6 protein-coding genes are annotated in these 16,519 nt (G+C 63.9%); 4 read left to right on the top strand and 2 right to left on the bottom strand.

Features of this window, described 5'->3' with window-relative positions:
- Window positions 1-4: 4 nt before the first annotated feature.
- Together MB901379_RS15790 and MB901379_RS15785 are read right to left on the bottom strand one after the other, a co-directional pair.
- Window positions 5-1,309: a beta-ketoacyl [acyl carrier protein] synthase domain-containing protein gene (locus tag MB901379_RS15790; protein WP_162334395.1), complete on the bottom strand. Its 1,305-nt coding sequence runs from the start codon at window positions 1,307-1,309 to the stop codon at window positions 5-7.
- Window positions 1,306-2,064, bottom strand: coding sequence for a thioesterase II family protein (locus MB901379_RS15785; protein ID WP_158019226.1), 759 nt, complete (start codon window positions 2,062-2,064; stop codon window positions 1,306-1,308). Before MB901379_RS15785 ends, MB901379_RS15790 begins: the two co-directional genes overlap by 4 nt.
- 232 nt (window positions 2,065-2,296) lie before the next feature.
- Here MB901379_RS15785 and MB901379_RS15780 point away from each other — a divergent pair, with 232 nt between their 5' ends.
- The 4 genes from MB901379_RS15780 to MB901379_RS15765 are packed head-to-tail and all read left to right on the top strand — an operon-like array spanning window position 2,297 to window position 16,328.
- Window positions 2,297-3,235 (top strand): methionyl-tRNA formyltransferase, encoded by a 939-nt coding sequence (locus tag MB901379_RS15780; RefSeq protein WP_158017502.1) that lies wholly within the window; start codon window positions 2,297-2,299, stop codon window positions 3,233-3,235.
- Window positions 3,236-3,262: 27 nt separating this feature from the next.
- Window positions 3,263-8,254 (top strand): non-ribosomal peptide synthetase, encoded by a 4,992-nt coding sequence (locus MB901379_RS15775; RefSeq protein ID WP_158017501.1) that lies wholly within the window; start codon window positions 3,263-3,265, stop codon window positions 8,252-8,254.
- Between the two features lie 7 nt (window positions 8,255-8,261).
- On the top strand, window positions 8,262-12,824 hold the full coding sequence (locus MB901379_RS15770; RefSeq protein WP_158017500.1) for a non-ribosomal peptide synthetase: 4,563 nt from the start codon (window positions 8,262-8,264) through the stop codon (window positions 12,822-12,824).
- 21 nt (window positions 12,825-12,845) lie between these two features.
- A complete protein-coding gene (locus MB901379_RS15765) occupies window positions 12,846-16,328 on the top strand; it encodes a non-ribosomal peptide synthetase (protein WP_158019225.1) in 3,483 nt (1,160 codons plus the stop codon).
- The last annotated feature ends 191 nt before the right edge of the window (window positions 16,329-16,519 follow it).

The following is a 16,519-nucleotide window of genomic DNA, read 5'->3' as shown; positions in this document are numbered from 1 at the left end:
TGTCTCACTCCCTGGTGCTCTCGGGCATTGCGATGATCGCGTGCGCATTGGCGCCACCGGCGCCGAACGACGACACGGCACCATGGCGCAGGCCGCCTTTGGGTTGCCAGTCATGCAGCTTTGTCGCCAGCCGCAGTCCGGTGAGGTCCCAATCCAGCTTCGTGGTCGGATTGTCCGCGAAGAGGGTTGGCGGAATTTGGCCGTGCTGGCCGGCAAGCAGCAACTTGATGAGTCCGAGGATTCCCGCTGCCGCCTGGGCATGACCGGCGTTGGACTTGATCGAGCCCATCAGCGCCGCGCAGCCGGCGGCGCCGTAGGTCTTGAACAGTGCCAGTAGTTCCACCGGGTCGCCGGCAAGCGTTGCGGTGCCGTGGCCTTCGATCATTCCCACATCGGCCGGGTCGATTCCGGCGGCGTCGAACGTCTTGCGGATGACCTGCTCCTGTGCGCGCACTCGCGGAACCAGGATCGGCTTACCCTTGCCGTTGTGGTTGGTGCGGACAGCTAGCACGCGGCCATAAATCCGATGTCCCAATTGCTTTGCTCGCGACTCACGTTCGACAAGCACCATCCCGGCGCCTTCGCCCCAGACGGTGCCGCTGGCGTCGTCGGCATAGGCACGGCAGTGCCCGTCGCTGGACAGTGCGTTGAGTTTTGCGAACTCGTAGAACGCCGTCGGTGCACCCAGTACACAAACCGCGCCCGCCAGCGCCCACTCGCATTCGTCGAGCTGCACCGCGTTGACAGCCAATTGTAGTGCGGTCAAAGACGATCCACATGCTGTATCGAGACTGATCGATGGGCCAGTCAGGCCGAGGCAGTGCGAGATCCGAGCGGCGCCGCCGAGTTGACCCATGCCGACGGTCCGGTGTCCGGTATAGGCATCGATGCTCGCGGTGCGTGGGCCGTATTCGGTCATCGACATGCCGACGTAGCAGCCGCCGAATTCGCCTTCAACCGAGGCCGGGTTGATCCCGGAGTTTTCCAACGCCCGCCATGCAACCCGCATCGCGACGCGCTGCTGCGGATGCATGACTATGGCCTCGCGGTGGGTGATGCCGAAGAAGGGTGGATCGAATGTCGTCGCACTATCCAGGAATCCGCCCGCGTCGCAGACATTGCCGAAGCCGTCCAGCTTGGACAGCCCGAGCAGTTCGTCGATCGGCCAGCCGCGGTCCCGGGGAAAGGGGCCAATCAGCTCCCTGGATTCGGATAGCGCCGACCACAACGCCTTGGGTGTCGAAATCCCGCCGGGCGCCTCCACCGCCAGACCAGAGATAACGATGGGGTCAGAGGATTCGCCGGTCACGATGTCTGCTCGTACTGCGTGCAAGATGCCAACAGTTCGGCGACGGCCTCGATGTGATCGTTCAGGTAGAAGTGTCCGCCCTCGAACATGGTGACGTTTACGGTGCCGCTGTGTTTGCCCCACCCGTAGAGGTCGCCCAGTCCAACGATCGGATCCTGATCACCGCCGAGGGCATGAATGGCAGCCGATATTTTTACGTCTTCCGAGCATGAGTACGCGTCGAAAGCTGCATAGTCGGCTTTGATGACCGGAAGCGCGAGCCTCATCAGGTCAGGGTTGCCGTAGACGCCCGAATCGGTGCCTTCCAGCCCCGCGATATGAGCGAGGATCTCCTCGTCATCGGTGGGATGGCCCGGCTTGGCCGCGGCATGACACGGGGCCACCGCCGCGGAAACGTTGAGCTGTCGCACCTCGATTCCCTGGGCCTCGGCGAGCCGTACGAACTCGAACGCGACCATCGCCCCCAGGCTGTGGCCAAAGGCGACGATCGGGACGCTGCGGTTGTGCTCCGAGGTGGAGAACTCACCGAACGCGCCTTGCGCGATCTCGGGGATGGACCCCAGCAACGGTTCGCCTGCCCGATCCTGCCGCCCCGGGTACTGGAAGACGAGAACCCTGAACTGTGCGCTCAGCGCTTTCGAGAACGCCCGATAGGCCGATGCTCCGGCTCCGGCGTGCGGAAAAACCAACAGCGTAGGGCCGTCGAGCGATTCTGGTTCATGGAACTGCCTGATCCACCCCATGTTGCGTGGCATGAACTCAAACCTCACCGTCTTGATCGTGTCGTTCGCCAGTGACCGGCATGGTCCGACACGAGCACATCGGGCAAATGGTTTCGATCCGGTTTGGTTGCCGCGACGGCCGCAAGAGCCATGCAACTTAGCGAAGGCTAACATAATCTGCTGGGCGGGTGGTTCGTGTGCGTAGCTGTTCCGGATCACAGGTCCTCGCCCTGGTAGGCAGCGAAAAAGTTAGAGGGGTTTGTATATGCGCATCGTGATGTTCGGCTTCCAGACCTGGGGTCGCAAGACCTTGCAGGCTCTGATCGATCTGGATCACCACGTCGCGCTCGCTGTCACCCATCCGGCCAGCGAACAGTCCTACAAGGCGATCTTCTCGGCGTCGGTCGAGGAGCTCGCCCGTGACCACGGGATTCCGGTGCACCTCACCGAGCGGGTCGACGCCGAAACGATCGACCTTGTCAAACGGGCCGAACCCGATGTCATCGTGGTCAATAGCTGGTACACCTGGATGCCGGCCGATTTGTACGACCTGCCGCCGCACGGCACGCTGAACCTGCACGATTCGCTGTTACCGAAGTTCACCGGGTTTTCCCCGGTGCTATGGGCATTGATCAGCGGCGAATCCGAGTTCGGGTTGACGATTCACCGGATGGACGACGGGCTGGACACCGGCGACATTCTGATCCAGCATGCGCTGCCCATCGGACCCGCCGACACCGGCACCGAGCTGGTCATGCGGGCAATCGAACTGATTCCGGGGGCGCTGCGCGATGCGTTGGGTGCGTTGGAGGCGGGCACCGCGGTCTGGCGCCCGCAGAACAAGGCCGAGCGGACGTATTTTCACAAACGCTCGCAGCGCGACAGTCTGATCGACTGGACTTGGCCGGCCGAGGATCTCGAACGTTTCGTGCGTGCATTGTCCGACCCGTATCCCCGCGCGTTTACCTACTACCGTGGCGAGCGGATCGAGGTGTTGGCGGCGTCCGTCTCCGAGGCCCGCTACGGCGGTACGCCGGGGCGGGTGATCGTGCAAGAAGGCGGCGGCGCGGTGGTGTCCGGCCCGGAGGCATTTCGCGGCGGCAACCGCGGCCTGGTGATTACCGGTGTCCGGTGTGCGGATGGAACCGAGCATGCCGGGGATGAGTTCTTTGTGCGCGGCGGCTATCTGACCAACCAGGCCTGAACCTGCAACACCAAGGAGCGAAAAGCCATGGCAGACGATGCCAAAACCGTGCAGGAACGTCGTCGCGAGTTGTTGCGCAAGCGCGTCGCCGAAAGCGGCTTGGCGGCAGGGCAATCGGTCGAAAAGCAACCTGTGCGAGTGGGGCAACGTTACCCGTTGTCGACCGGTCAGCGCCGGATGTGGTTTCTGCAGACCATGGACCCCAGCGACTCCACGCTGAACATCTGTGTCGCCTATCGGATCACGGGTTCGTTGGATGAGCAGCGGTTGCGGGCGGCCTTCCGCAGCGTTATCGCGCGTCACGCCATCTTGCGCACCATCTACGGCGTGGACTCCGAGGGAGAACCCTACCAAGTCATCTCCGACAACGTTGAGATCACCTGGCACGGTCACGATTTGACTCCTCTCCCTGGGAAAGACCGGGAACGCCAGATCGAGACGGTAGCTCGAGTCGAGTTCGGCACCCCCTTTGATCTGACCAAGGATCTGCCCGTACGGGTCACCCTGTTGCGCACTGGCACCGATGATTTCGTACTGCTGCTGGCAGTGCATCACATCTGTTGGGATGACGACAGCTGGGGCATCTTTTTCGAGGAGCTCAGCGCTGCCTACAACGGCCGCCAGCTGAGCGGGACTGCGGCGCAATACGTCGCGGTCGAAGTGTTGGAAACCTCGGCCGAACCTTCGATTGCCGACGTCGGCTATTGGGCGGACACCTTGCGGCCGGCGCCCGAACCGCTGGAGCTTCCCGGTGCGGCGGCGGCCCACCAAACCAGGCAGGCGAAGCGGCGAACTCGGGCGCTGGCTGCGGATCTGTTCGCCCGGGTCGAAGACTTCGCCCGCCAGCGCTCCGCCTCCCCGTTCATGGTGTTGCTGGCCGCGTTCGGGGTGCTGGTGCGCCGCTACACGGGAGCGTCCGATTTTCTGATTTCGGTGCCGGTAACCGACCGTGGGCCCGCGGCCAACGATGCCATCGGATATTTCGGCAACACGCTGTTGCTGCGGCTGAGCCCCCGCCCACAGCACACGTTTGGCTCGTTCGTCGACGCGGTACGGGAGACCTGTCTTGGCGGTTTCGCGCATCAGTGCGTCGGCATCGATCGCGTGGTGCGGGAAGTCAATCCGGAGCGGATGGGACATGACGGCATGGACCAGCTGGTGCGACTGGGCTTTTCCCTGCGCAAGAGCACGAGTGGGCTTGCGTTGGACGGCGTTACCGTGCAACAAAGCCACCTGGGGGCGGTGACCGCCCATCTTCCCCTTGCCCTGGCCGTGGTGCTCGACCCGGATGGTGTATGGACCGAGTTCGAGTACCAGACACAGCTCAGCGACGCCCTCGTAGAACAGATGCTGGCGCACTACCTACAACTGCTCGACCACGCGCTGGCCGCACCGCAACACCGCCTGGCCAGCTTGGACTTGCTCAGTGCCGGCGAACGGGATGCGGTCTTGGCGACGTCGCACGGTGAACTTGTCCCAACACCGGCCACCACCATGGTGGCCATGCTTGAAGCGGTTGCCTCGGAAACGTCCGGCACCCCGGACGCGGTCGCGCTGGTTTCCGACGAAATCGAACTGACCTACGCCGCGTTGCATCGACGCGCAAATCGCTTGGCCCGCTGGTTCATCGGACAGGGCTTCGGTGCTGAAGACATCATCGGTTTGCGGATGACCACCTCGATCGAGTTCATCGTCGCGATGGTGGCCGTGCTGAAATCCGGTGCCGCCTACCTACCGATAGATCCCGCCTACCCGGACGAACGCATCGAATACCTGGTCGCCAACGCTCGCCCACGCGTGGTCATCGGGAAGCGGGAACTGGCGGCCGCGGAACGCGACGCCGCGGGGTTGTCGGAGCTAGACCTTACCGATGCCGACCGGTTATGCCCGCTGCGGCCGGGGCATTTGGCGTACGTCATCTACACGTCGGGTTCCACCGGCCAGCCCAAGGGTGTGGCGGTTTCGCACCAGGCAATCGCCGAGCACATCGACGGCTTCATCGCCGAGTGGAGCATGACCGCGCAAGACCGCCTGCTGCAATCGTCCTCGGTGAGCTTCGATGCGTCACTACTGGATATCTTCGTCACGTTGGCCCTCGGCGCACAACTGATCGTGCCGAAGCCCGCCGAGACCGGGGCGTTCGGCGATATCGGCTACATCGCCGATCTCATCAGCCGCCACCGCATCACCGTGCTGCACATGGTCCCCTCCATGCTGAGTACCCTGTTGCTACTGCCGCAGGTGAAACAGTGGCGGCAGTTGCGCCACGTGCCGGTCGGAGGAGAGGCGCTGCGCGGTGAGGTCGCCGACAAGTTCGCCGGCTACTTTGACGCGGAGTTGCGCAACCACTACGGCCCGACCGAAGCCGTCGTCTGCTCGACGCACATGCGGGTGACGGGGTCATACGGCGCACGAGTGGTACCGATTGGCACGCCGAACCGCAACGTGTACGCCTACGTCCTGGACGAGGAACTGCAACCCGTTCCCGCCGAGGTCATCGGTGAACTTTATCTGGGCGGCAATCAGCTGGCGCGCGGATATCTCGGACGCGCCGGGCTGACCGCAGAGCGATTCGTCGCCGACCCGTTCAACGTTGGCCTGCGGATGTATCGCACCGGAGACCTGGTCCGCCGCAACATCTCTGGCGAGCTGGAATTTATCGGCCGAGCCGACGAGCAGGTGAAGATCCGTGGCTTCCGCATTGAACTCGGCGAGGTCGAGTCGGTGATGGCGACGCATCCCGCGGTGCGGCACTGCCTGGTCGTCACCGAAGACACCGAGGCGGGACCCATGCTCGCCGCATATCTGGTGCCGACCGCGGACAGCGACACCATCGCGCTCGACGAGTTACGCGCCCATGCCGCGTCGATGTTGCCGGAATACATGGTGCCCAACGCTTTTGCGGTGATCCCTGATATCCCGTTGACCGTCAGCGGCAAACTGGACAAGCGCGCATTGCCCGCACCAACCCCGGTCGCGGTACGTAGCTATCGTGCGCCGGCGACGATCGCCGAGCGTCGGATGTGTTCGCTATTCGCCCGGCTATTCGGGTGGGAGAAAGTCGGTGCCGACGACTCGTTTTTCGGATTGGGCGGCCATTCACTGTTGGCAGCTCGCCTGGTAGCGCAGATTCGCGCGGAGTTCGGCGCGGAGTTGACCGTACGAGCCATCTTCGATACCCCGACCCCGGCCGGGCTGGCCGCTCGGCTGGACGCGACCGATCCGGCGGCCCCACGGCAATCGCCTTCGGACCCGCCGCGTCCGGACATTGTCGGGCTACCGCGCCCGCAACGGCCACCCCTGTCGTACTCGCAGCTGGCGATGTGGTTCCAGTACCGGATGCGAGGGGCAAATGACGTCTTCAATATGGCGCTCGGACTTCGCTTCAGCGGTCCGCTGAACAGGTCCGTACTCACTGAGGCGCTCAACGACGTAGTTGGTCGGCATGAAGCGTTGCGTACTAATTTTGTTGACCACGAAGGTGTTCCGTATCAGCTTGTGCACCCCACAATGGAGCTGCAGCTGGACATCACCGAGATCCGTGCGGATCAACTTGACGAGACGGTGGCCGAGCTGCGCCGGTACGTGTTCACGTTGGAGTCAGAGCCGCTTGTTAGGCCGACGTTGTTGGCGTTGAACCCGGACACCCACGTGCTGCTGCTACTGGTCCACCACATCGTGACCGATCACAGCTCGCTGGGCGTGGTGTTCGAAGACCTCGTCACTGCCTACCGGGCGCGATTGCGGGGCGAGGCGCCGCGGTGGTCAACATCGCCCCTTCAGTTTGCCGATTACGCAGTGTGGCAACGCAACACCTTCGACGCGCCGCGCGATTGGGCACACGGGGAACTCGCGCACTGGTGCGCGGCGCTGGCCGGATTGCCCGAGGATATTTCGATCGTTCCAGACCACGTTCGCCCGCTGGTGCTCGGCAAGCGTGGAGAGGTGGTGGATTTCCGGGTATCGGCGGCCCGCCGGGCCGCCCTGACCGGGCTCGCCGAGCAACATGGTGCCACCGAATTCATGGTTTATCAGGCCGCTCTTGCGGTCTTGCTGCACAAGCTCGGCGGCGGCGCCGATATCGCCATCGGGAGCCCAGTGGCGTCCCGGGTGGACGTGGCCACGGCTGAATTGACCGGTCCATGTGCCAACGTGGTGGTGCTGCGCACCGACCTGTCCGACGATCCGACGCTGCACACCGCGGTCACCCGCAGCCGGGACGCGGTGTTGGATGCATTGGCGCACCAAGAACTTCCGATTGAACGCTTGGTTGAGGCGATTAACCCGCCGCGCTCGCCCTCGCGCAATCACCCGTTGTTTCAGAACTCGATTCACTTCCGCGGCGAAGACTGGTCGCTGCTGCCGCGCGATCTCACCGCTGAGACGACGGTCGCTGCGCTGCCGATGGACTTCGAGATCTCGCTGCTTGATCTGAACGTCGGCGTGAACGTGACACCGGATGCGGAGTTGGACGTGCGAGTTGTCGCCAATGCCGACCTGTACGGTCCGGAGACGGTGGGGCGCATCGCCGCCGCGCTGAATTGCACGCTGGATGCGTTCGCGACCATGCCCGACTCCCGGCTGTCCGGGCTCGAGCTACTATCACCAGCCGAGCTGGAGCGGCTGCTAGCGCCGCCAGTACGGAACGACGAGCAACGGTCACAACCGCTCACCGGCGGCTCCGTCGAAACCGAATCGGCGATCATCGCCTTGCTGAAGGAGCTGCTCGATATCGCCGAGATCGACCGCGAGGACAACTTTTTCGCACTGGGCGGCGACAGCATCATTTCCGTTCAGTTGGCGGCCCGAGCCACCGCACAGGGACTGAACCTGACCCCCGCAATGGTGTTCGAACACATGACGATCGCCGAGCTGGCCGCGGCCGTCGATGCCGCCGCCGACCAGCCCGCGCCCGATATCGACTCGGCAACCCGTGAGCCCGCCGCGCCGATGAGTGCCTCGGGCTTGGACGCCGATGCGCTTGCCCAAGTGACCGCGTCCTGGCTCAACCGTTCGTGAGGCGCTCGTGACCACAGCTTCGCCGCAGATCGAAGACGTCCTTGCGCTCAGCCCGCTGCAAGAAGGGCTGTTTGCGTTGTACCGGCTGGCGCAGGACAGCGTCGACCTCTACACCATGCAGTTGCGGGTCGATATCGACGGACCGGTTGACCTCGCCCTGCTTCGCCGCAGCGCTGCCGCGATGCTGGATCGGCACCCAAATCTGCGCGCCGCCTTCTGGGATCGTGACGTGCCCAAGCCGGTGCAAATCGTGCCCGCCCACGTCGAGTTACCGTGGACCGAACGAACGGCATTATCCAGTGAATTCGATTCGATTGCGCGCTCGGAGCGACGCCGCCCGTTCGACTTGAGTCGCGGCCCGGCGGTACGCGTGGTGTTGATCACCGTCCCCGGCGAGACCAGACGCCGGATGATCTTCACCGCGCACCACATTCTGATGGACGGCTGGGCGCTCGCCGTGTTCTTCACCGAGATGCTCGCGGTGTACCGGGCCGGCGGATCGACCGATGCGCTACCGACTCCTCGCCCCTACCGCGACTACATCGCGTGGCTCACGCAACAGGATAGGGCCGCGGCCGTTGCAAAGTGGACGGAGTATCTGCAGGGTGCGTCCGAGCCGCTGATGGTCGCCGAGGGCACCGTCGCCGTGCGTGACGGCGTGCCGCAAAAGACGGAGCGCCTGCTGAGCCCGGCCGATACGTCCCGGCTGCGAAATTGGGCCGGGAGTAGCGGGCTGACGCTCAATACCGCCGTGCTGTTCGCCTGGGTCGTTGTGCTCAGCCGGCTCACCGACCGTCGCGATGTGGTGTTCGGCACCATCGTGTCCGGCCGTCCCGAACACCTGACCGGAGTGGAGAACATGGTCGGGCTGTTCATCAACTCGGTGCCAGTCGTCCACCGGGTGAGCGGCACCACCTCGGTGGTCGAGCAGTGTGTGCAGTTGCAACGCGAGTTATCGGCGATGCGCGACCTCGGCTATCTGAGCCTGTCCGAACTGCAGCGCGCACACGGGCGTGGAGCGTTGTTCGACAGCATGTTCGTCTTCGAGAACGCGCCCGTCGAGGACGCCATCCATGAAGTGACCACTCCCGACGGCGCGCGGTTTTGTCCGGTTGAAATGGAAAGCCTGACCCACTACCCATTGACGGTTGTTGCGCACCTCCGAGACGACGCGTTGGTGGTGCTGGCCGAGACGATTCCCGAAGCATTGCCATACCTTCCCGCCGAGCAAATCTGCGAGCGGTTGATAAATGTGCTGCTGCAACTGCCCGATGTTGCCGATCAAGGCGCTGACTCGCTCGACGTTCTCACCGTCGCCGAGCGCGCCGAGTTCGCCGACCTTGCCACCTTGCCGGTGCCCAATCCGGACGTCACCGTGTGGCAGCAATTCGAGCGGCAGGTCGGCGCCACGCCGGACGCCGAAGCGCTGGGCACGGGCAGCGGCGAACGCTACACCTATGCGGAATTACACGCTGCCGCGTGCCGGTTGGCGGCGGAGCTGGCCGCCCGCGGAATAGGACCGGAAAAGGTCGTTGCGCTGATACTGCCGCGCTCGACCCGATCTGTCGTCGCCATCCTGGCGGTGCTCGCCGCCGGTGGCGCTTATCTACCAATCGATATCACTCTTCCCCAGGTCCGTATTGATTCCATTCTGCGCCAAGCCAAACCGGAGCTGGTGATCACCGAGGCCGGATACTCGCAGATGGCCGGAGCCGTGATTCCGACGCTCGTGGTCGATGATCCAGCGGTCGCAAAACGTATTTCGCACCGCCCCGCGCACGCGCCCGTGGTTCATCGGGATCCAAAGCACTGTGCGTATGTCATCTTCACCTCCGGTTCGACCGGTGAACCCAAAGGCGTCATCGGCACCAATGCCGCGCTACTGAGTTACTTTGCCGATCACCGCGACCGGGTATATCGGCCGGCCATGGCCCAACTTGGCCGCCCCCTGCGCATCGCGCACGCTTGGTCGTTCAGCTTCGACGCTTCCTGGCAGCCCATGGTCGGCCTGCTCGACGGCCATGCGTTGCACCTCTTCGACGCCGAGGAGATGCGCGATGCGGACCGGTTGGTCAAAGGTATTGCCGCGCATCGGATCGACATGATCGATACCACGCCGTCGATGCTGGTTCAACTGAGCGCGGCGGGACTGCCAGATCATCAACTGCCGGTGTTGGCCTTGGGCGGCGAGGCAATAGACAGCGCATTGTGGCAGCAGCTGCGCGAGCTGTCGGAGGGCCCGGGCTGTCGCGCGGTCTACAACTGCTACGGCCCCACCGAGATGACGGTTGAGGCCGTGGTGGCCGCGATCAACGACTACCCAGCACCGACGATCGGTACGGCCAACTCCGGGACTTTCGGCTACGTTTTGGATTCGCTGTTGCGGGTGGTCCCCTGTGGTGTGGTTGGTGAGCTTTATCTGTCTGGTGCGCAACTGGCGCGCGGCTATGTCGACCAAACGGCGATGACCGCAACACGCTTCGTAGCCGACCCATTTCGGCCCGGTCAACGCATGTACCGCACTGGCGATTTGGTCCGCAGCTTGCCCCTTGGTGCGTATGCCTATCTGGGGCGAGGTGACACCCAGGTCAAGATCCGCGGATACCGGGTGGAGGTCGACGAGATCGAAGCCGCCCTGCGTGGACAAGCCGGAGTGCATGACGCGGCAGTCTCGGTGTTGCGTCATCACGATCGCACCAGCCTGGTCGGTTTTGTGGTGTGGCAAGCAGACACCGACGAAGACCCGATCCAGCTGCGAACCACGCTGGCCGAGCGGCTGCCCTCCTACATGGTGCCCGCGCGTATCGTGGCGCTGCCGCGGCTGCCGGTGAACGCCAACGGCAAGCTGGATGGGTATGCATTGGATCGGCTCGCCGAGAAGGCGATCTCCGACGTCGGCGGGGGCGCGGCGGGCTCGGCATCGACAGACACCGAGCGGCTGCTGTGCGAATTGTTTGAAGAGCAATTCAACGGTGTGGTACCGCATGTCGATGACGACTTCTTTCTGTTCGGATTGGACAGCATTGTGGCGATCTCGCTGGTTCATAAGGCGCGACGGCGGGGTCTGTCGATGAGTCCACGAATGGTCTTTTCCGCTCCGACAATTCGCCAGCTTGGGGCAACGATCGACGCCGCGGCGGATGCGGAATGCGCCGTCGTCAGTGCCGAATACGGTCAAGTGTTGCCGCTGCCCATGGTGTCCTGGCTCTTTGAGCACGGAAACTTTCGACGCTTCACCCATACCGTGCTGCTTCGGTTGCCCTCCGATATCGACAGCTCATCGATCGAGCTGATGCTGCAGTTGCTGCTCGACGGCCACGACACCTTGCGGTCGATCCTGACCGACACCGACGAAGGACCGCGGCTGGTAACTCGGGAACCCGGTGTGGTGCGTGCTGCCGACGTGCTTGTCCGGGTTGAGCTGGCGACAGGTGACGAACTATTCACCGCTATCAAGCATTCTGCGCGCGACGTGATGGACGAGATCGATCCCCATGCCGGTGTGATGGTGCGCGGTGTCTGGTTCTCCGCCGCTGACACGCCCCGCGGGCCGGGAGACGTGCTGCTACTCACGGCGCATCACCTGGCAGTGGACGTGGTGTCCTGGCACATCATGCTGGGGGACCTGATCGAGGCATGGCGCTCGGTGAAAGCGGACATGCCGCCAAAGATGTTGCCCGAGTTCACTTCCTACCGCCGATGGTGCGAGCTGATGTGGGAACGTGCCGCTGCGCCGGAGGTGCAAGCCCAGCGCGAGTACTGGGCGGGACAGGTCCGCGCGTCCGATCCGGTGTTGGGGTTGCGGCTTGCGGATCCGACGCGCGACACGTGGTCCACGTTGCGGGTCACGCGGGTGGTGACGCCGACCGACACCACCGAGCGTGTGTTGGCCGCGGTCAAGCGAGACGAAGGTGTGCGTGAGTTCCTACTTGCCGCAACAACGATGGCGGTCGCAAGTTGGCGCCGCGCCCGTGCACAGGATCCGGCAGCAGGCACCCTGATCGCGCTGGAGGGTCACGGTCGTGCTGACGCCGTGGTGGACACCGACACTACAAATACGGTCGGGTGGTTTACCTCTGCATTCCCCGTGCGCCTTGGAGTGGGGGCGACGGCACTCGATGTCGACCGGGCAGAGCGAACGCCGGTGGTGGCCCGGGATCTGGTGGACTCCGTGGTTGCTCACCTCGGTGCTATCCCAAACGACGGCTTGGATTACGGTTTGCTTCGCTATGTCGACCGTGTGCCCGAGCTGCGGGACGCTGCCGAACCCCAGATCCAGTTCAGCTATTTGGGGCGTCTCGACCTCGGTGGGGTCACCGATCAACCCTGGTCGTTACTGACCGGGCCGTACATCGATGCTCTTCCCGATGACCCCGAGCCAGATCTCCCGCTGCGTTTTGCGTTGAACCTCAGCGCGTTTGTTGCCACGACGCCGGAGGGTACGCAGCTCATCAGCAATTGGCGCTGGAGTGATGCCCTGTTCGACAGCTCCGACATTGACTGCTTGACGGACTTCTGGCAGCGCGGTATCGCCGCGCTGGCAATTGGCTTGGACAAAGACCGGGGTTAGCAAGTGGCCGAAAGGACTGCGATGGTGTCGCTCGGCGAAGAGTGGATCAGCAAGGACGAGATCAGGACCTTGATTGCGGCTCAGTTGGATTGCCCGGCGCCCGAAGTCGGCGACCGGGATGACCTCATCCAATTGGGTTTGAATTCGATCCGCATGATGGCGCTCGCGGGTCGCTGGCGTAGGTGCGGGGCCGACATCACCTTCGCCCAACTCGCATCGTCGCCCACGGTCGATTCCTGGTACGAACTGCTCGGTGCGGATCGGCCGCTGGGGGCGGTGGCTTCGCCTCCGGTCGCGCCCGCCGAACCGGTGGCCGAGGAAGCGCCGTTCCCGTTGGCCGGCATGCAGCACGCCTATTGGATCGGTCGCTCCGACGAGCAACAGTTGGGCGGGGTGGCGGCGCACCTGTACGTCGAATTCGACGGAACCGGAGTCGATGCCGTGGTTTTGGAACGCGCGGCATCAGATCTCGTCGCGATACATCCGATGCTGCGTACCCGCTTTCTGCCGGACGGGACTCAGCAGACGATGTCCAAGCCCGGCCGGCCGGTATTTGCAGTACAGGATCTCCGCGGCCGCACTGCCGACGAGGCCGAGTCCGCGCTGGCCGAATTGCGCGAGCGAAAATCTCACCAACGTCTTCGAATCGAAGACGGCCAGGTCATTGACATCACGTTGAGCCTTTGGGGGCACAACCGCAGTAGGCTGCATCTGGACATCGACATGTTGGCCGGCGACGCAATGAGTTATCGCGTGCTGGTCTCGGATCTGGCCGAGTTGTACCGGGGAGTCGCACTGCGGGCGCCAGGCTACAGCTACCGTCGTTATCGCACCGAGCGTCAACGAGACATGGCGGCGCATGCCCGGGACCGCGACTGGTGGCAGCAGCGGTTGCCCGAGATGTCCGGCGCACCCGAACTACCGACCGTCGCGATGGCGGGCCCAGCACATCGCACCGTCCGCTATGAGCACTGGCTGGCGCCGGAGGGCAAGCAGAAGCTGATCGCCGGAGCCCATGCCCGTGGCGTGACGCCGGCGATGGCCTTGGCGTCGGTCTTCGCCGATGTCATAGGCGGTTGGTCGGCGGACGGCAAGTTCCTGCTCAACGTGCCGCTGTTTCAACGTGAATCGGTGCATCCGGACATCGACAGGGTGGTCGGAGACTTCACCTCGTCGGTCATGCTCGAGGTCGATGTCACTGAAAACGTGTCGGTGGCTGACCGGGCCAGGGACATTCAACGGCGAATGTACGAAAGCGGTTCGCACGCTGCCTATTCCGGCCTCGAAGTGTTGCGTGATCTAGGCAGATATCGTGGTGAGCCGGTGTTGGCCCCTGTCGTTTTCACCAGCGCGCTCGACCTCGGGGAGCTGTTCGCCGACGGCGTTATCGACACCTTCGGCGAGCCGGTGTGGATCATCTCGCAAGGACCGCAAGTCTTGTTGGACGCTCAAATCACCGAGCTGCGTGGCGGATTGCTGGTGAACTGGGACGTCCGCGAATCAGCCTTTCCGCAGGGCATGGTCGAGGCCATGTTCACCCGGTTCACCGAAATGGTCGAGCGGCTTGCCCACGGCGATGCGGGCTGGGACGCCGAGGCGGTGGTGCAGTTGCCGAGCGAACAGGCGACGGTACGTGCGGCGATCAACGCGACCGACGGACCGGTCAGCGGGCGTCGTCTTCATCAAGGCTTCTTCGAACATGCGGCGGCCACACCGGATGCGCCGGCCGTCGTGTGGGGCAGTGGCGATGTCGGGGGCAACTGGAGCTATCGGGAGCTGTGCAGCCGGGCATTGGCCGTGGCCGGTGCGCTGCACGCCCGTGGCGTGCGAACCGGCGACGCGGTCGCGGTTCAATTACCGAACGGCCCCGACCAAATCCTGGCGGTGCTGGGGGTACTCGCCGCCGGGTGTTCTTACGTACCGATCGGATTCGACCAGCCGGATGCGAGGCGAGCCAGGATTCTTCAGACCGCCGATGCGGCAGCCGCGCTGACGGTCGAAGGAGCCGATCTGGGCGCGGGAGTTCCTTGCCTAGCCATCGATGAGGCGGGCAGCTATCCAGAACCGTTGCAGGCACCGATCTATCCCGACACCGGTGAGATCGCGTACGTGATATTCACCTCCGGTTCGACGGGTCTGCCCAAGGGGGTCGAGGTAGCGCATCGCGCGGCGATGAACACGATCGATGCGGTCAACGAGTGGTTCGAGGTCAGTGCAACCGACCGTGTGCTCGCGCTGTCCGCCCTGGAGTTCGATCTCTCCGTATATGACATGTTCGGCATGTTCTCGGTTGGTGGTTCGTTGGTGGCAGTCGACTCGCAGCAGAAGGCCGCGGCTACCGCGTGGGTGGAATTGCTTCGACACCACCGAGTTTCGATCCTCAATGTGGTGCCGAGCATGCTCGACATGATCTTGGAGCTTGGCGGCGATCGGCTGGGCAACTCGTTGCGCGCCGTCATTCTGGGCGGTGACTGGGTGGGTGCGGACTTGGCCCGCAGACTGGCCAGACAAGTGCCGGGATGCCGGTTCTCCGGGCTGGGCGGAGCAACCGAGGCCGCCATCCACGACACGATTTGCGAAGTAGTCGGCGAACCGCCAGGGCACTGGGCGACCGTGCCGTTCGGGGTACCGCTGCGCAATGTGCGGTGTCGCATCGTCGGGCCTTCCGGCCGTGATTGCCTCGATTGGGTTCCCGGTGAATTGTGGGTCGGCGGTGCAAGTGTCGCTGCTGGCTACCGCAATGACCCGGAACGTACCGCACAGCGGTTTGTCGAGTACGACGGTATTCGCTGGTACAAGACCGGCGACATGGCCAGGTACTGGCCCGACGGCACCATTGAGTTCCTGGGCCGCACCGACCATCAGGTGCAGATTCGCGGATACCGGGTCGAGCTCGGCGAGGTCGAGAGCGCGATTCGTACCGTGCCCGGGGTGCGGCATGCTGTTGCGGCAGTCGTCGGCGCCACGGCTCCCAAATTGGTCGCGGCGGTGGCCGGCGATCCGGGTGAAATGAGCGATATCATTGCCGCCGTTTCAGATCTGTTGCCCAACTACATGGTTCCGAGCCGGATCGTCTTTTTAGAACGATTTCCGCTGACCTCGAACGGCAAGCTGGACCGCCGCGCCGTGGCCGCGCTGCTTGCGTCGGACGCCAACCAAACCGGCGATGACAACAGCGCTCCGCGCGGCCCGCTGGAAGCCGCCCTATGCGACATCGTCGCCGAGGTACTGGGTGCGGATGCGATTGGCGTGCACGAGGATTTCTTTGCGCTAGGGGGTGACTCCGTGCTGGCCACCAGTGTGATCGCTCGGCTCCGCGACTGGTTGGACATCGACCATGCCGTGGTCGCGGATATGTTCGCGACACGAACCGTTGCCGGGCTGGCCGAGCGGTTCAACGCTCGGGAATCCCACCGCGGCACGCCGGAACGACTGATCCTGATCGCTCGCCACTACCTCGACGTCGCCGCGTTGACCGACGAGGAGGTTCTTGCCGAGGGATAGGTTGCCGGCCGCACGGGGCTGCACAGGTTGGTCACAGAATCCCTCACGATCCTCACAGAAATCTCGGCTATAAATCGAACAGTCCGCCATCCAAGTGTCAGTAGGACGGTGGACGATCACCACACGGGTACCACGCGGAGCAGGAGCGGCCAGGACCGGTGCAGCGACGCCTTACCGAGGTTTCCGTGCGA

Origin of the sequence: Mycobacterium basiliense, assembly GCF_900292015.1 — a bacterium.
GTDB lineage: Bacteria > Actinomycetota > Actinomycetes > Mycobacteriales > Mycobacteriaceae > Mycobacterium > Mycobacterium basiliense.
This window is presented reverse-complemented; position numbering and strand designations above follow the sequence as displayed.

Excerpts from the sequence above, each read along its gene's own strand:
- MB901379_RS15785 (WP_158019226.1), bottom strand. The coding sequence starts at position 2,064 with ATGCCACGCAACATGGGGTGGATCAGGCAGTTCCATGAACCAGAATCG.
- MB901379_RS15780 (WP_158017502.1), top strand. The coding sequence starts at position 2,297 with ATGCGCATCGTGATGTTCGGCTTCCAGACCTGGGGTCGCAAGACCTTG.
- MB901379_RS15775 (WP_158017501.1), top strand. The coding sequence starts at position 3,263 with ATGGCAGACGATGCCAAAACCGTGCAGGAACGTCGTCGCGAGTTGTTG.
- MB901379_RS15765 (WP_158019225.1), top strand. The coding sequence starts at position 12,846 with ATGGTGTCGCTCGGCGAAGAGTGGATCAGCAAGGACGAGATCAGGACC.